The 18,037-nt window shown below is 64.0% G+C and carries 8 protein-coding genes; 5 read left to right on the top strand and 3 right to left on the bottom strand.

Features of this window, described 5'->3' with window-relative positions:
* The first annotated feature begins 303 nt into the window (after nucleotides 1-303).
* Nucleotides 304-3,771, top strand: coding sequence for an FG-GAP-like repeat-containing protein (locus tag WEA80_13570; protein MEX1187606.1), 3,468 nt, complete (start codon nucleotides 304-306; stop codon nucleotides 3,769-3,771).
* 33 nt (nucleotides 3,772-3,804) lie between these two features.
* On the opposite strand, the gene WEA80_13565 is transcribed toward WEA80_13570, so the two are convergent.
* Both WEA80_13565 and WEA80_13560 read right to left on the bottom strand, forming a co-directional pair.
* Nucleotides 3,805-6,294 carry an FG-GAP-like repeat-containing protein gene (locus WEA80_13565; protein MEX1187605.1) on the bottom strand — a complete coding sequence of 830 codons (2,490 nt, stop codon included), beginning with the start codon at nucleotides 6,292-6,294 and terminating at the stop codon, nucleotides 3,805-3,807.
* 60 nt (nucleotides 6,295-6,354) lie between these two features.
* Nucleotides 6,355-8,307 carry a multiheme c-type cytochrome gene (locus WEA80_13560; GenBank protein MEX1187604.1) on the bottom strand — a complete coding sequence of 651 codons (1,953 nt, stop codon included), beginning with the start codon at nucleotides 8,305-8,307 and terminating at the stop codon, nucleotides 6,355-6,357.
* A 260-nt stretch (nucleotides 8,308-8,567) separates the two neighbouring features.
* On the opposite strand from WEA80_13560, the gene WEA80_13555 reads away from it, so the two are divergent.
* The 4 genes from WEA80_13555 (at nucleotide 8,568) to WEA80_13540 (ending at nucleotide 16,146) form a co-directional block, all read left to right on the top strand.
* Complete coding sequence (locus WEA80_13555) at nucleotides 8,568-10,292, top strand: CRTAC1 family protein (protein MEX1187603.1); 1,725 nt, start codon at nucleotides 8,568-8,570, stop codon at nucleotides 10,290-10,292.
* A 4-nt stretch (nucleotides 10,293-10,296) separates the two neighbouring features.
* The gene (locus tag WEA80_13550; GenBank protein MEX1187602.1) at nucleotides 10,297-11,172 is read left to right on the top strand and encodes a hypothetical protein; all 876 of its coding nucleotides are present in this window, start codon (nucleotides 10,297-10,299) and stop codon (nucleotides 11,170-11,172) included.
* A 64-nt stretch (nucleotides 11,173-11,236) separates the two neighbouring features.
* Entirely contained in the window at nucleotides 11,237-12,811 is a 1,575-nt protein-coding gene (locus WEA80_13545) for a beta-N-acetylhexosaminidase (protein ID MEX1187601.1), read from the top strand.
* Entirely contained in the window at nucleotides 12,808-16,146 is a 3,339-nt protein-coding gene (locus tag WEA80_13540) for a VCBS repeat-containing protein (protein ID MEX1187600.1), read from the top strand. Before WEA80_13545 ends, WEA80_13540 begins: the two co-directional genes overlap by 4 nt.
* A gap of 77 nt (nucleotides 16,147-16,223) precedes the next feature.
* On the opposite strand, the gene WEA80_13535 is transcribed toward WEA80_13540, so the two are convergent.
* The gene (locus WEA80_13535) at nucleotides 16,224-18,014 is read right to left on the bottom strand and encodes a RagB/SusD family nutrient uptake outer membrane protein (protein MEX1187599.1); all 1,791 of its coding nucleotides are present in this window, start codon (nucleotides 18,012-18,014) and stop codon (nucleotides 16,224-16,226) included.
* Between the last annotated feature and the right edge of the window lie 23 nt (nucleotides 18,015-18,037).

The following is an 18,037-nucleotide window of genomic DNA, read 5'->3' as shown; positions in this document are numbered from 1 at the left end:
GCATCGTCGCCCAGATCGCGACTCCAAAGACGAGCAGGAAGTACAGCGCGATGATTACCCAGTCCCACGTCGCAAGCAGACTGGTCACGTGCGCCTCTCTCAGATCAAGGTTTTTTGAAGCAGGGTGCCCCTCGCTGCAGGACTGGGTAAATTGGCTCGAACTGCACCTCGACGGGAAGAGGCTCGTAACGGAATGCCTTCAATGAGGAGCGTATGATCCTGCTGGCCAGGCGAGCTAGGGTTGTCATCCTGGGCGCTGCGTTGAGCGCCGGAATCGGTGCCTGTCGGTCCGAGCGCGTGTCCGTGGAAGAGCTCTACATCACTCGCACGTTGGGACTCAGCTATCTCCAGCGAAACCAATTGTCGCAGGCTGATTCCACGTTCAAGAGGCTCATCGAGCTCGCGCCGGACGATCCCGCGGGGTACGCCTACCTCGGACTCACCTTTCTGCAAGCCGGCCGCTACGCCGAGGCGGAGAAGCAGTTGCGGCGTGCCCGCAAACTGGATCCGGCCGGCGTCGAGGTCGGTCTCGCGCTCGCCAGGGTCTACTCGCTGACGGGACGTCCATCTGACGCGCGCGCAATGCTTGAGGGGCTTCGACGCGACACTGCCGGCAATGCTCACGTGCTGTATGCGCTCGCCGAGCTCGAGGCGCAGCAAAGCGACAGAGCGTCGGCCGGCAGGTACGAAGACCGACTGCGGGACGTGCTCGCGCTGGCGCCGGCGAATCTAGTGGCGCGACTGAAGCTCGTGAATGCGCTCGCGCGGCGGGGCGAAGCCGACAGCGTCGTTCGCCACCTTGAGGAGGTGCGGCGGATACCCCCGGAGCCTCCGAGGGAGGCACGAACGTATCTCGACAGCACGATTCAGCTACTGCGCGCGGGAAAGCTCGCGGAATCGCGGACGACCCTCGACCGCTTCCTCGGTTTCATGGAGGTCACGGCGCCGTATCAGGCGTCGCTCGAGGACGTGAAATGGACTAACGGTCCGATCGCCGGACGTCCTGTTCTGACCTTTGCGCCGCAGGGCTTCTTTTCGCGCGGCGGGATACGGGACCGCGCGACAGTCGACCTGGCGAAATTCACCGACGCGACGATCGAGGCGGGTCTCGCCGGCACGGTAACCGGTACCGGCACTGCCGCCGCGCCGCAACGGCAGGACGGATCCACGACCCTCGCCGTTGGCGACGTGGACGGCGACGGCACGGATGACCTCTTCGTCTCGACGTGGTCGCCGGCGCTGCGGAGGTCCGTCGCGCGTCTCTATCGTGTTCAGGGAGGATTCCTCCGAGACGTTACCGGGCGCTCAGGCATCTCCCTCTCTCAGGGTGCCGCGTACGCCACCTTCGCGGACTACGACAACGATGGCTGGCTGGACCTCTTCGTCATCGGTGGCGAGGGACGCGGCTACCTGTTCCGCAACCGCGGCGACGGGACGTTTGTGGAGCTGGCGGCGAAAGCCGGAGTTGCCGGTGTCCGGGGAGCGCGCAAGGCACTCTTCGTCGACCTCGATCACGACGGAGACCTGGATATTCTTCTCATCGCAAACGGTCAGCGCGCCGTGTACCGCAACAATCTCGACGGGACCTTCACCGAGGCGACGGCAAGCTTCGGTCTGGCCGGCGGCGATGCGCGCGACGCCGTCTTCGGCGACTTCGACGGCGACGGACGCATCGACATCTTCGTCACGAACGAGCATGGCAGCGACGCTCTCCTGCGCAATGGCGGCGTACAACGTTTCGGCGACGTGACCGCGACGAGTGGGCTGGAAAGTGGCGGCGGATCGGGGGCCGCCGCGGCGGGGGATTATAACAACGACGGTTTCCTCGATCTCTTCGTCGTCCGCACGGATGGCGGCGAACCGGCGCTCTGGCTCAACAGAGGCAACGGAACCTTCACTCGCGACCGCCGCTCGAATGCAGCAATGCAGGCGCCCCGCTCAGCGGCCGGATCGGCGGCGACGTTCGTGGATTATGACAACGATGGCTGGCTCGACCTCGTCGTGGTGGGCGTGCCGATCGGGCGTGGCAAGGGTGCTCCTGGGGTGTTTCTCTTTCGGAACGACGGCACGGGCAGGCTCCTCGACAGGTCCGCTTTGGTTCCGGCCGCTGTGCGGGCGGCCGGGGCATCCGCGCTCGCGGTCTCGGACGTCGATGCCGATGGCGACCAGGATCTACTGCTGATCGACGCCGCCGGCGCGGCGCGGCTGCTGCGAAACGATTTCGGGAACAGCAACCTCGCGGTGAACGTGGAGCTCAAGGCGCTGCGCACCGGCAGCGGCAAGAATAACGCATTCGGCATCGGTGCGAGGCTGGAGCTTCGAGCGGGCGGGATCTACCAGACACGCGTCGCCACCGGTCGCACGACGCACTTCGGCCTGGGACCGCATCTCAAGGCCGACGTTCTCCGCGTAGAGTGGCCTAACGGCGTGCCGCAAACCGTGTACTTCCCCGGGTCCGATCAGGACGTCGTCGAGAGCGAAATGCTCAAGGGGTCGTGTCCCTCTGTGTATGCGTGGGACGGGAAGCGATTCCGGTTCGTGACCGATGCGATGTGGCGCAGCGCCCTGGGAATGCCGCTCGGCATCATGAGCGGCATGACGAACGCTCTCGCTCCCGCGGGCGCGTCGCAGGAATACTTCCGCATTCCGGGTGATGCGCTCGCGCCGCGCGACGGGCGCTACATCCTTCAGCTCACGGATGAGCTCTGGGAGACAGCGTACGCCGACGAAATCAAGCTGCTCGCCGTCGACCACCCGGATTCGGTCGACGTGTTCGTGGACGAGCGTTTCGTCCCGCCTGGACCGGTGAGCCTCCGGCTCTTCCAGATCGGGCGGCGCTACTTGCCACTGTCCGCGACTGATGAACGTGGCCACGACGTTCTCCCGGCGTTGCGCGAGCGCGACGACGTGTACGTCTCGAACCTCACGCCCACGCGGTATCAGGGAGTGGTCGAGTCGCACGATCTCATCCTCGATCTTGGCCACGCTGCGGGCGACGCTGGTACGTTCCTGTTCCTCCGGGGCTGGATCTATCCCACCGACGCCAGCATCAACGTCGCACTTTCGCAGCAATCTTCGATCAAGGTCGTCGCTCCTTCAATCGAGGTGCGCGACGCGAAGGGCCGATGGCGCACCGCGATCGCGAACATCAGCTTCCCCTCCGGCAAGGACAAGACGATCGTGGTGGATCTGGCCGGGAAGTTTCCGACGGCGGATCATCACGTGCGGATTCGCACGACCATGCAGATCTACTGGGATGAGGCGTTCGTCGCTCGTAATCTCGCAAACAGCTCCGTCAGGATCACGACGCTGGCGCCCGTAGCGGCCGATCTCCATTTCCGCGGCTTCTCGCGCATGTACCGCAAGGGCGGTCGGTATGGGCCGTATTGGCTCGCCTACGACGAAGTGACGACGGAGTCACCCTGGCGACCAATCGAGGGCGCCTTCACGCGTTTCGGCGACGTGCTGCCGCTGCTGCGGAATCCTGACGACATGTACGTGATCATGGCCCCCGGGGATGAGGCGACCATTCAGTTCGACGCCAGCTCGGGGAGCTCGCTCCCGCCGGGGTGGAAGCGCGACTTCCTGCTCTACACCGACGGCTGGCTCAAGGACTCCGATCTGAACACGGCGTTCGGCACGACGGTCGCTCCGCTACCCTTCCATCAGATCGAGTCGTATCCGTACGCGGCGGCGGAAAAGTATCCGACGGACGCGGCGCACCAGAACTATCTGCGCCAGTACAACACCCGCCACGTGGGCCGGCGTTGATGACCGGCTCACCTGCCGCCGCTGAGGGCCGGCTCAGCGTGCTCTCGCTCGGCGAGCGGAGAGCAGGCTGTTCAGCTCGCGGTAGCGCGTCGCCATGTCGCGCTTCGCGTCGGCTGTTCGCAGCCGCTGCACGAGCGTGCGTAGCTCTCCGCAACGTTGGTTCTCGGCAACGAGTGCCGCTGTACCCCGCCTGGTATCGCCTTCACCGGGCGGCTGCACGGATGGAGTAACGCTCTCGGCGGGCGCGACGGCGCGCGCGAATTGCTGTTCCGCGAGTGCGGTGTTGCCGTTCTTCCACTCCACGTATCCGGCATAGAACCGCGCGAGGTCGTTGCCGGCGTGTGTAACGAGCACCGCCTCGAAATGGCGTTTGGCGGCAGCGAGATCACCGCGCAACAGCGCGACTTCGCCGAGCCGGACGAGCGGCCCGGTTTCCTCCTTGTTGATCTCGTGGGCACGCGCGAAGTGCTGCTCGGCGGAGTCAAGCTGGAAGGGCGCCCCCGTTTCGAGGCAGAGGTACAGCGAGCCTAGCTCCGAGTGTGCGCGCGCGCTCGAGGGGTTGACCGCGACGAGCGTCCTCCAGGCGCGGGCTGCTCCGGCAAAATCGCCGAGGTCGAGCCGCATACTGCCGTAGTAGTACAGAACATCCTCGTGGCTCGGATTGAGCTCGAGAGCCCGCGCGTACGCCTCCGATGCGCGCTGCGTCATGCGCGCCACTCGAAGCGCGGTGGCCTCGCGATAATGGTTCCAGAAATCCCGCACTTGCATGCGATCGACCCCCGCCGTCTCGCTCTCGGTGATGAGAAGGCGCTGGTTCGGGGACACACCGGTGCGCACGACACGCGCGCCGGCCGGCCAGAGCACCTCGACGGTGTCGGCTCGCGTTGCGGCTCCGAGTCCGAACGTCTCGATGAGACTGTTTTGCGACAGATATGAGCTTTGCGCCCCGATCTGCCGGGTCTGAGTCGTGTCGCCCACGACCACGCGAACGGTGGCGCCCAGTCCCTGCCGGTTGGACTTCGTGCCACGCAGCTCGACCTGGAGCCAGTGGTTGCGATTGCCTCCGTCGTTGCGTAGCAGGATACCGGGTCCGCCGTGGTTCACGATGAAGACGTCTTCGTCGCCGTCATTGTCGTAGTCGGCAAAGGCGGCGCCGCGCCCCACGAATTGTTTTCCGAACGTCGCGCCTGCCACGCGTGACACATCGAAGAATCCGGCTCGGCGCCCCTGGTTCCAGAACAGCTGGTTGCGCATCGGCACCAGACGCGTGGAATCGCTCTTGTCCTGTAGTGTGCTGCCATTCGCGATGAAAAGGTCTACCTTGCCGTCGTTGTCGTAGTCGATGAACGACGTCGCCCAACCGACGAAGTCGAGCGAGCTCTGTCCGAGGCCGACGCGGTCCGCCTCGTCCATGAAAGTCAGCCTGGAGACGTCACCACCCGTGAGCCGCTTCTTTGACTCGCTGAGCTGGTTCGTGTACAGTGCGTTCTCCTGCGCGAGCCAATGGGTCAGAAAGAGATCCTGCGCCCCATCATTGTCCCAATCCCCGACCGCGATCCCCATGGAACCACGGTAGTCCGAGACGCGTGCCGAGTGACTCATGTCGCTGAACTTGCCGTTGCCAAGGTTGCGGAAGAACGCGTTGTCTGACTGATCGTTGGCCACGTAGAGATCGAGCCAGCCATCGCCGTCGAAATCCGCCCACGCGGCTGACAGACCACGCCCGCTGACGTCGGCGACGCCTGCCACTGCTCCGACTTCAGTGAAGGTTCCGTTGCCATCGTTCCGGAAGAGCAGATTGCGCTCGGGAGGGAAGGACGACGGGTTGATGCTGGCGGGATTCTCGATATCGTACCGCGCCTGCGCGCTCCCGCCTTCGGGCCGGCTGTACTTCACGTACCCGGTGACGTAGAGATCGAGAAATCCGTCGCGGTCGTAATCACCCCAGGAGGCACCCGTCCAGAATCCGACTGGCGCGCCGATCCGCGACACGAGGCTGCGGTCGGTGAAGGTGCCGTTTCCGTTGTTGTGATACAGAACGTTCCGTCCGTACGCGGTGAGGACGAGGTCGGCGTGTCCGTCGTTGTCGTAGTCACCCCACGCGACTCCCATTCCCCAGCCGCGGAAGTCGATTCCCGCTTTCTCGGTCGCATCGCTGAACGTGCCGTGGTCGTTGTGGTACAGCCGTGCGCGAGCCGGCGACCGGCGGCGCTCGTCCTCGGCCATGGTGAGCGGACCGACTTCGTTCGCGACCATGAGGTCCATCCAGCCATCGTTGTCATAGTCACCCCAGGCGGCGCCGGAACCCATGTCTTCCGGCAGCTGCGACGACCGCTTTCCGCTGAAGTGCACGAACTCAATTCCCGCGGATCGAGTGACATCCGTGAAAGTGACGCGCGGATAGTTTTCCGGCAGGTCGCGCGCAAGCTCCGAGGTGATGCCCTCGCGATCCTCACCGGGCTGGTACTTCCGCTCCTGGCCGCGCCAGCGTAGCGCAGCGGTACTGGCCGCGGCGAGAAACACTAGAGCGCCGGCTGAGGCAAGAAACAACAGTCGTCTTCGCCGCGTCACTCCTGCATCCTCCTAACCGTCAGTCCGCACACGGATCGTCTTGCGATCCTCGGACAGAACGGTGATGGGAGCCGTGATTCCAGATTCCTTCCCGAACAGGAAGTTGAGGAGATACTGGTCCACCTTGCGATACATGAGCCGCGCCGTCACGTGCAGCTCGGTGACAGGGGGGTCCGGACACGCGAAGGTGAATGTTTCCTGATCCGAGAATCCCGGAAAGAGCGAACGCCTATACCGCACGCCCACCATCTCCCAGAGATTGTGCCGGTCGATGAGGTTGCCGTTTTCGTCCACCGGCTCTGCTTTGAGCATGAAGCTTCCCGGCGCGATGAAGTGCGCCGAATCCCGCTGTCCGGACTGGAAGACAACGCGGCCGGCCTGGTCGGTCACGCTGAGCTCGACCCAGGCCTGAATGATGTCGAGTGGTCCGGTCGGGAAGTCGTGCCCCACCTTGTTGTTCGTGAGCACTACCTGAATCGTGATCGGAGCGCCGGGCCGCGCGGTGGCCGGCGCCATCACTTCCACGGGGACGGCCGGGCCTGGGCGCCACTTGTCCGCGATCTCGGGAATGTCGATCTCTCCGCGCAGCCATTTCTCGGTCAAACGCGCATGCTCCTGGGCACCGGGAAGCTCGAGCGCGAGCGGAATGAACTGGTTTCCGCCGAGGAACCGATGGGTCCGGTGCTTGCCGTCGCCGGGTGAGCGGTTGTAATCGAGATCGTCGCCGCTGCCGGGATCGCTGGATGCCGCGAGCGGCATGTGGCATTCCCGGCACTCGATGGTCTTGAGTGGATCTTTTCCGTGATTCCAGCGGCTTTTGCGCCAGTTATCAAATTGGTTCTGGAGCTGTACCCACCCTACATGGTTGATCTCCTCATCGATGAACTGCTTGTGGCAGGCGGCGCAAAACTCCGCGCTCTTGAAGAGCTTGTGCTGAAGTGACCGGACGTGCTGGCGTGGATACGCACGGATGAGAAAGTCGCTCACAGCCCGGGGAACAGGGCGGTCAGTCAGCTCGAACAGGTAGCGTTCCGGCTGCGACATGACATATGCCGCATTCCCCTTCACGTCCGTTTTCTTGATTGCGTGGCAGGCGACGCATGAGACTCCTTCCTGATAACCCGCGCGACTCGTGAGATCTTCGGCGAAGATGTTCTTCGTCCCGGAGAAGAGCGAGATCGGATCGTGGCATCCCCCGCAGTAACGGGTGGATTCGGGCCCGTTCTGCTCCGCCATCACTGCCTGCACCTTTTGAAAGGCAGGGTCCATGGCGGAATAGCGATGGGCGCTCACCGCCCATTCGTCATAGATCGTCTTGTGACAACCCGCCGTGCCGCACGACTCCGAGCCGGCGAGCGATCGCGCATCGTACGCGCCCCCGCTCGCGGTGCGGGCCAGACTTGGCGCGAAGGGCCGCTCCGGACCGAACACGTAGCTGTAGTCCTTTGGGAACTGATTGTTCAGTTTCGGCGGGCGGTACACCACCGACGCCACGATAACTGGTATGAAGAGAGCACCGGTGAGCAGAACGCTGCCGTACTGGAAGCGACGTGACGCGGCGTGCAGCGTGCCACCGATTGCTCCCGCCTTCGCGCGAGCAGCCCGGACGAGCAGTGTCCCGACGTGCGGCAGCACGGATGCGATCAAGCCGAACGTCGCCCAGATGTGCGCGAGGTCCCAGCCCCGGCTGATGCGCGGTGCGAAGATCGCCTCGAAGGTAAGAACCAGCCCAGAAACGATGAGCACGATCGTGGCGAGCATCGCGAAATAGCCGGTGAGCACCACGTGCGACACTCGGATCGACCGATACAGCTTCCAGTGGCGCACCTGGTACCAGGCGAAGGGGATCACGAAGGCCAACCCGGCCAGCGTGTGAAATACCACCATCCACTGGTTGGGCACACTGAACGGCAGTAGATAGATGCCGAGGCCGGTCAGCGTCTCGAAGAGGAGCAGTCCCCCCACACAGTACAGCAGGCGTTGCCGCCATTCGTCAGCTCTGGATGTAGCGTGTCGGGAGGCGGTCATTCTGGAGCCTACGTTCGCGGTCGCGGGCCGGAAAAGCTGTCGGGGAAACGCCTACCGCGTGTCGGCAAAGGTAGCCGTTGCCGCCTCGGGGACTCGAACACGCGCACGGGAAGAGGAGTTTGTCGCGGCGATGAGGTATTGAGGCTATACTCTGCCCCGTGCTGCACCGACCCCGCCCGGCCGTTCGGCGCGCCATCATGGCCGTACCCTTTCTGGGTGCCCTGCTGCTCGCGATGCGACTCGATCGCGGGCCAAATCAGGCCGCGGCGGACGCGGCGCACCCCGGCTTCCTGCTGCGTGACGAGACCGCGGCGGCCGGCATCGCCTTCGTGCATCGCCGGCCGACCTTCGATCCAAAGATTGCGAGCATCGAGCCGCACGTCGCGGCGTTGGGAGCCTCCGTGTCCGTCGCCGATTTCGATAGCGACGGATGGCCCGATCTGTACTTCACCAACAGCCGCTTTGGCGAGCCGAGCTCGCTCTACCGCAACCGCGGGGACGGCACGTTCGAGGACGTCGCCGCAAGCGCGAGGGTGGCGGATCTCAACCGGCCGGGGGATGGAGTGTCGATGGGCGCCGTGTGGGGCGACATCGACAATGACGGCCACGAGGACCTGCTGGTATACCGCTACGGTTACCTGGCGCTGTTCCGAAACATCGATGGCCGCCGCTTCGAGGACATCACCGCCCGGGCCGGTCTGCGTCGCTGGGTGAACAGCAACGGCGCGATCTGGCTTGATTACGATCGCGACGGCCTGCTCGATCTGTACGTCACGGCGTATTTCCGCGACGTCGATCTGTGGCACCTGGCGACGACGAAGATCATGCACAACAGCTTCGAGTTCGCTACCAACGGCGGGAAGAATCTGCTGTTTCGCAATCTGAGTGGCGGCAAATTCGAGGACGTGACCGACGAGATGGGCGTCGGCAGCACGCGTTGGACGCTGGCGGCGGCGTCGGCCGACTTCAACGGCGACCGATGGCCGGACATCTATCTAGCCAACGATTATGGTCCGGAGGAGCTGTATCTGAACGACGGCGGACGGCGATTCGTTCTCACCACCGCCGGTCTCGAGAGCGAGTCCAAGAGCGGCATGTCGGTAGCGCTGGGCGATGCGTACGATCGGGGCCGGCTCGACGCGTTCGTCACCAATATCTCCGAGCGCGGCTACATCTTTCAGAACAACAATCTCCGCCTTAACGAAATGCCCGAGGCGGGCCGGTTCCGGAACGTCGCCGAAGGACAGATCGCCGACGCCGGCTGGGCGTGGGGCGCACAATTCGGTGATCTCAACAACGACGGCGCCAACGAGCTGTTCGTCGCCAACGGCTTCATCTCGGCGAATCCCCAAAAGAGCTACTGGTACTCGATGTCGAAGATCGCCGGCGCCAACGCGCGATTCTTCGAGGACGCTGCCACCTGGCCGCCGTTCGGAAACGCGAGTCTGTCCGGGTACGAGCGCTCCCGCGTGTACCTCAATCGCGGCGTCGTGGGGTGGCTGGACGTGGCGGAAAAAGTAGGCGTGGCGGACGTGTACGACGGCCGCGCAGTGGCGCTCGCCGATCTCTCGAATCGTGGCGCGGTGGACGTGATCGTCGCCAACCAGAATCAGCCGGCAGCGCTGTATCGCAACTATCCCGACAGCGCCAATCACTGGATTGCTTTCAAGCTCGTCGGCACGCGCAGCAATCGCAGCGCGATCGGCGCGGAGGTGGTGCTCGAGTCGGGAGATTTCATCCAACGACGAATCGTCGATGGCGGATCGGGATTCGCGAGCCAGAACGACCGGCGGCTGCACTTCGGGCTCGGCACGCGGGAGTGGGTCGACCGCGTCGTCATCCACTGGCCGTCGGGAGCGCAGCAGGTGTTGCGGCATCCGGCGATCGATCGCTTCCTCACCGTCACCGAGCCGCGCAGCTGACGCCATGAGTGACGTGGCTCACGCAACCGCCGCGGGCAGAAATGTCTTCGCGCGCTCGTGGGACCGCGGCAGCACCCTCGACCCGCGCTATCTCATCGCGTTTCTCATCACACTGGTGCTGGTGGCGGCGCAGCTCCGCTACCACATGTTCGGCGGCTACGACCGGCTGGTGCTAGCCCTCGCCGTGTGCCTGGCCACCGAGGCCCTGCTCTCCTGGTTTGACCGCGGCAAGGTCGTGAACCTGCTGAGCGCCTACATCAGCGGCCTCAGCCTGACGCTGCTCATCAAGCCGCAGGGCGGGGCACTCTGGCCATTCGTGTTGGGGGGCTTTCTCGCGATCTCGTCCAAGTATGTCCTGCGCTATCGCGACAACCATCTCTGGAATCCGACGAACTTCGCGATCACGGCGCTGCTGCTCGCCGCGCCGGAGCGCATCTCCGTGCTCAGCCACCAGTTCGGCAACGACGTCGCGACCAATATGCTGATCTGGCTCTTCGGGCTGGTCGTCGCCGCGCGGGTCGGCGTCCTGCACATCACGCTCACCTATGTGGCGAGCTTCCTGCTCCTGAATGGCCTGCGGGCCGCGGTGCTCGGACAAGCCATGCTGCCGGAGCTCGCGCCGATCACCGGACCGATGTATCAGCTGTTCGTCTTCTTCATGATCACCGACCCGCGCACGATCGTCCGCGGGCGGCAGCGGCAGATCGTAGTGGTGGTCTTGATCGCGCTGATGGAGACGCTGATCCGGTTTGCGTCCGACCAGGCATGGCCCCTGCCGACGGCCTTCAACGCCGCGCCGGCGTTCCTGGCGCTGGCGCTCGTCGGTCCGGTAGCGAAGTGGCTCGATCTGCGACGCCTTGTCAGGCAAACAGTGCGATGATTACCGCTGGAAAGTCTCATATCCGCCCGTGCGCGGGCACGGAATTTCTCGTATCGTTTGAGTCATGAAAGAATCCCATACTCCGCTCCGCCGTTTCGCGGCCTCGATGGCCGCCGGGATCCTGCTCGTGAGCACTGCCGTGACAGGGTCGGCCGGAGCGCAATCGACGGCGGCGCCGGCGGGCGTGGCCACGGCTCACAGCATCGTCCCGGCCCCCGCCTCCCTGACGATGAATGCAGGCGCGCCGTTCAGGCTCGACTCGACCTCGTCGATCGTCGTCGACGACGACGCCGAGGTCGCTCGGACGGCGGAGATGCTCGCGGCGCTGCTCCGTCCTTCGACCGGGTACGCCATCCCGGTGGTCCGCGGATCCGGGAAGGCCGGCACGATCGCTCTGCGTGTGAGCGCAGCCGCCACCGGCGAGGAGTACCAGCTCAGCGTAACGCGCGACTCGGTGGTCATCGCCGGGACCGCGGCGGGAATTTTCCGGGGGGTGCAGACGCTGCGACAGCTGCTGCCGCCGGCGATCGAGTCGGAGATGCTGCTCGGCGGAACGTGGACGATCCCCGCGGTCACGATCGACGACCGCCCGCGCTTCTCCTGGCGCGGCTCGATGCTCGACGTCTCGCGGCATTTCTTCACCGTCGACGAGGTCAAGCAGTTCATCGACCTGCTCGCGCTGTACAAGTTGAACGTGCTGCACCTGCACCTCTCCGACGATCAGGGGTGGCGCATCGAGATCAAGTCCAGGCCGCGGCTCGCCGCGGTGGGCGGCGCGACGCAGGTCGGCGGCGGGCCGGGCGGATTCTACACGCAGGCCGATTACGCCGAGATCGTGCGCTACGCCGGGGAGCGCTACGTCACCATTGTTCCCGAGATCGACATGCCGGGGCACACGAACGCCGCGCTCGTCGCGCATCCGGAGCTGAGCTGCAGCCGCAGAGCGCCCGCGCTGTACACCGGCACCGAAGTCGGCTGGAGCACGTTCTGTCACGACAAGGAAGAGACCTACGCCCTGATCGACGACGTGGTCCGTGAGCTCGCCGCGATCACTCCCGGGCCGTACATCCACATCGGCGGCGACGAAGTCGAAGTGCTGACGCACGACGAATACGTCCGGTTCGTCGAGCGGGTGCAGGACATCGTGGCCCGGCACGGCAAGGAGATGATCGGCTGGGAGGAGATCGCGAAGGCGCGGCTGCGCGCCACCACCCTGGTGCAGCCCTGGAAGGGCGACTCGGGCGTGCTGGCGCTCAAGTACGGCGCCAAGCTGATCATGTCGCCCGCCAAGCGCGCCTATCTCGACATGAAGTACACGAACGCCACCGAGCTCGGGCTCGCGTGGGCCGGACTCATCGAGGTCGCAGACGCCTACAACTGGGATCCCGCCACTTTTCAAGCGGGGGTGACCGAGCGCGACATCGTCGGCGTCGAAGGGCCGATCTGGAGCGAGACGCTGCGCAACATCACCGCGGTGCAGTACCTGGCGATCCCGCGACTCCCGGCTCTCGCCGAAGTCGGGTGGACGCCGCAGTCGGGGCGGCAGTGGGAGAGTTTTCGCCTGCGCATCGCGGCGCATGCTCCGCGCTGGAACTATCTCGGCGTGAATTACTACCGGTCGCCGCAGATTCCCTGGTGAGGAGATGCGCTCGCCGGCATTCGGGCAGCTTCGCAATCCTGTTGCTGGCCGGCTGTGCCCTGGGCGATCGCGACCGGCCGCTGTTCGAGCTGCTGACTCCGGAGCAGACCGGCGTCACCTTCGCGAACACCATAACCACCGACGACTCCGTAAACGTTCAGACCGACGTCTATGTGTATAACGGCGCCGGGGTAGCAGTCGGCGACATCGACAACGACGGACTGTCGGACATCTTCTTTGCCGGCAACATGGTGTCCAGTCGCCTGTACCTGAACAAGGGGGAGATGCGGTTTGAGGACGTCACCGCCCGGGCAGGCGTCGAGACGAGCCGGTGGGCCACCGGCGCCTCGATGGTGGACATCAACGACGACGGCTACCTGGACATATACGTTTCCGTTTCCGGGCCCGAATGGTCCAAACCGGAGCAGCGGTCGAATCTGTTGTTCGTCAACAACGGAGACCGCACCTTCACCGAGGCTGCCGCACAATACGCCGTCGCCGACACCGGCTTCACGACGCACGCCGCATTTCTGGATTACAACGGGGACGGGTGCATAGATCTCTTCCTCCTCAACAATTCGCCCCGGGATTTTTCGCGCAGTGAGGTGACGCGGCATCCATCAGGCCGCGGGGAGACACCCGGCAGCCACAACCAGCTGTACCGGAGCAGCTGCCGGGGAACGTTCACCAACGTGTCCGCCGAAGCCGGCATCCTGCGAACCGTCGGCTATGGCCTCGGCGTGGCCGTGTCGGACCTGAACGCGGACGGGCTGCCCGACATCTACGTCTCGAACGATGGCGCGCCCAACGACGTCCTGTACGTCAACAACGGCGATGGAACGTTCAGCGACAGGGCTGCCCGGTGGCTCAAGCACGCCAGTTATGCCGGCATGGGCGTCGACATCGCCGATTTCAACAACGACGGCTGGCCCGACATTCTCCAGGCGGACATGATGCCGCGCGACCTGAGCCGGCGCAAACGGACGAGCGGGTACATGACCTATGCGAGGCTGCTGGACTCACGCGACCGCGGATTCCGCGACGATTACTCGGTCAACACGCTGCAGCTGAATAACGGAGTGACGAGCGGCGGAGACGTCATCTTCAGCGATATTGCCCGCCTTGCGGGCGTCGCCGCCACGGATTGGAGCTGGAGTGCCCTCTTCGCGGACTTCGACAACGACGGCTACAAGGACATCTTCATCGGCAACGGCTACCCGAAGGCGGCCAATGATCTCGATTACCAGAGTGCCATTTCCTCCGTGCGCCAAACCGGGGATGGCAGCGGCTCGCGCAGAACCGGACTGGGAGTCCTGCAGCGGCTCCACGGTTACGAGGAGTCCAACTACGTCTTCCGGAACGCGGGCGACCTGACGTTTACCGACAAGACCAGCGAATGGGGGATGCAGCGCCCCAGCTTCTCGTACGGCGCGGCCTATGCCGACCTTGATAACGACGGCAGGCTGGACCTAGTGGTGAATAACATCGACGCTCCGGCATTCATCTACCGGAACGCCGGGCTCGGCGACGACGCGCATCACTATCTGCAGGTCAGGCTGCACGGAGATTCGCCGCAGCAAGGCGGGATCGGCGCCAGGCTGATTCTCACGGTGGGGGGACAAAAGCAGTACCTGTACCACTCCCCATACCGGGGCTTCATGTCCACGATGGATGGCCGCGCGCACTTCGGCCTGGGCCGTGTGCGTCGCGTTGACAGCCTGGAAGTCGAGTGGCCTGACGGGCGGTATCAACTACTGACGGGACTCGAAGTCGATCGGCTCCTGGTCGTTAGGCAGTCCGACGCGACGGAGAAGAAGCGTCCTGCCCGTCCTCATGGTCGAAACCACTTGTTCGAGCCGGTAGATCCCGGCCCGGGACTGAAGTACCGGCACCAGCTGGAAACACCGCCGGATTACAGCGTGCAGCCCCTCTTGCCGTACATGCCCTCGCGCCAGGGCCCTCCGCTAGCCGTGGGCGACGTCGACGGCGACGCCCTCGATGATGTCTTCATCGGTGGGGCCGCCGGCGTGCCCGGCAAGCTGTTCATCCAGCGCAAGGACGGCGGTTTCGTCGAATCCGCGCAGGGGCAACCCTGGGCCGCCGACGAATCGTACGAGGATTGGGGAGCCGTGTTCTTCGATGCCAACGGGGACGGCAAGCTGGACTTGTACGTGGCAAGCGGCGGCTATCACGCCGCGCCCGGCTCCCCGTCGTTGCAGGATCGCCTCTACATCAACGACGGAAGCGGCCGGTTTGCGCCAAACGATGGAGCACTGCCACCGATGTTCACGAGCACTGCGACAGTGCGAGCCGGTGATTTCAATGGGGATGGCCGGCCCGATCTATTCGTCGGTGGGCGGCTGACACCGAGAAAGTATCCCTATCCCACCAGAAGCTATGTGCTGCGCAATGACGGTGATCATTTCACCGATGTCACCGAAGACGTCGCGCCTGAGCTCGCGCATCCCGGGGGAATGATCACCGATGCCGTCTGGATCGATTTCGACGGCGACAGGCGCCTCGATCTGGTCACCGTGGGCGAGTGGATGCCGATCCACTTCTATCGCAACGACGGAAGACTGCTGCGCGAGGTGACGCGGCAAACGCGACTGCCGTCGCTGCGCGGCTGGTGGTATAGCCTGGCGGTTGGAGACTTCGACAACGACGGCCGTTCCGACCTCGTAGCCGGCAATCTGGGGCTGAACTACAGCTACACGACTTCGAACGACGGCAAATTCGGGGTGTACGCGAGCAGTTTCACCGGCAACCAAACCACGGATATCGTTCTCACGCAGCAGGTGGACGGGACGGAGTACCCTTACGCCGGCATGGCTCCGCTTGGCAGGGAGGTCTATTCGACCGCCGTGAGATTCCCGACGTATGGATCGTTCGCGCGAGCGTCGATTCGTGACCTGTTCAGCGCCGACCAGTTGCAGCAGTCGCTGCACTACGAGGCTGATACGTTTGCCAGCATCTATTTGCGCAACGAGGGCGGCGGAAGGTTCAGCTCGTCGGCGTTACCCAATCTGGCGCAAATCGCACCGATCAAGGCGATGATCGCGCACGATGTCGACGGTGACGGGCACCTCGACCTGCTCCTGGCGGGGAACCTGTACGACGCCGAGCCAAATACGCCGAGAGCCGATGCGGGCAACGGACTCTGGCTGAGGGGTGACGGCCGGGGTCGCTTCATTCCCGTGCCCGCGAGCGAAAGCGGCTTTCTGGCTCCTCTCAACGTCGCACAGCTGCGTCTCATCGGCACGGCGACCGGCAAGGCGGTGCTCGTAGCGAACACTGGCGATTCGCTGCAGGCTTTTACGATCAGGAAACGCTGACAGGGAAGCAGCAAAAAAACGGGGCGACTGAATGTCGCCCCGTTTTTTTTTCCGTGCGTTCGGTTACCCGAGTCCGCTTACCAACCCGGATTTTGGGTTAGCCTGTTCTCACTCCCGACCTTGCTCAGTTCGATCTGAATGTTGGGAATCGGATACAAAGCGTGGCGGGCCGTAAAAGCTTCGGCGTTTGCAAGGTAGAGCCTGCGGGTGTCTTCGCGGCCCCCGCCCATGCCCGTGAGGTATCCGTTGAGCGCAGTAGCGGCGATCCCCCAGCGGCGCAGATCAAAGAGCCGTTGCCCTTCCATCGCCAGCTCGAGCCTGCGTTCTGCTCGAACCGCCTCACGGCCGTAGGCCTGACTCGGAAACGTCGTGGGATACTGGTTGACTCGATAAACTGCCCAGGTGATCGATGGCGAATTGATCGGCACCGCTATGGTCGCGCGATCTGTGCCAGGGCCCTGAGCCGTCTGCCCAGCCCGTGCTCTCACGAGATTGACCATCGCCGTGGCGCCGGAGAGATCGCCGGTTTCAACCATCGCATCCGCCAGGAGCAACAGCATGTCGGCATAACGGAAAAGGTGAATGTTCACTGAATTCTGCTGCGTCGGCGCCCAACCCCCGGCTAGCTGCTCAGCGCCGCTGGTATTTTCATGGATGTTTTTCTTGGCAGCGTAGGGACCACCGTTTGCCACGTCCCTGGCATAAGCTGCCACCGTGTAGAGTCCCCAATCCTTGAGTGGCACGCCCTCCCGACCGACTGTCCAGTCCAGACGCGGATCCACCGGGGCAGTGTTCGCCGACGTGAAATTCGCATCGTTCGCGTTCCAGTTGTCCGGATCCGACAACGCCAAGGGAAGCCCGCCGGCATCAACCCGGAAAAAGTTGACCAGGTTCTGCGTCGGCTGGTTGAAACCGCAGCAACCGAAGTGGCCACCGTTCGGAAAATTCAGCCGTTCTCCAAAGTTGGCATTATTCCCGTCGGGCTCACCGTCATTCGCTGACGCCTGGTAGGCAAGTATCGTCTCCCGCCCATTGGCGAAATCCGAAAAGCCGGTCCAGACACGGTCATAGCTCTGCTCGAGCGCATAAGGTCCGGTGTCTCTGACGTCCTTCAGCGTCGTCACGGCCGCGGCAAATTGGCCCGCATAGACCTGAACCCGCCCTTTGTAGGCTTTGGCGGCCCATGAGGTCGCCCGTCCCTTCTCCCCGTTGCGCGGGGTCGGCGGCAGCAGCTCGATGGCTGCATCGAGGTCCGCCAGGAGGTCTGCAACGACCTGGTCGCTCGTCTCATTCGCCTTGCGAAAATCCGTATCATCTTCGTGGTAGTACGGGATGTTCCCCCACATCCGGTATGCCTCGAAGTGGTAATGGGCTCTGAGGAACAAGGCCTCTCCCTCGATGCTGCTAGCCTCCGCGGCGGTAAACTCTCCCGGACTCGAGGCTACCACACTCTTGACGAGGCGTAGCGCCGCGTTGCTTCGGACCACTCCTTCATAGAGGTGCGACCACTTTTGATTCAGGTAGTCCTCGGCTTTGGCCGATCCCCAGTGGTAACCCTCGATGTCATTGATGGGTGGCTGATCGCTCCCGGTGGACCCTTTGTAGGACTCGTCGCTGGCAACAGTAGACCAGACCCAGTTGCTGGCGGCGCATCCCCAGGCACCACTGGTATTCGTGCAGTCCAGAGGTCGATACGCTCCAATGAGCGTGCCTTCAACTCCCGCTCGATTAGCGAGCGTCCCTTCATCCAAAGTCCCTTGCGGAGTGGCGCTATCAGTCAAGAAGTCGCTGCAACCGTAGATGGTGCCGGTCGCGAGAGCCAGAAGCGCCATTCCGACGAGGAGTGGGTGTTTCGATACGATTTTCATCGTCTATGCATCCCTTGAAAGAG

This window comes from Gemmatimonadaceae bacterium (assembly GCA_040882285.1).
GTDB lineage: Bacteria > Gemmatimonadota > Gemmatimonadetes > Gemmatimonadales > Gemmatimonadaceae > JACDCY01.
The sequence above is the reverse complement of the archived record's forward strand: the minus strand, read 5'-3'. Positions and strand labels throughout refer to the sequence as shown.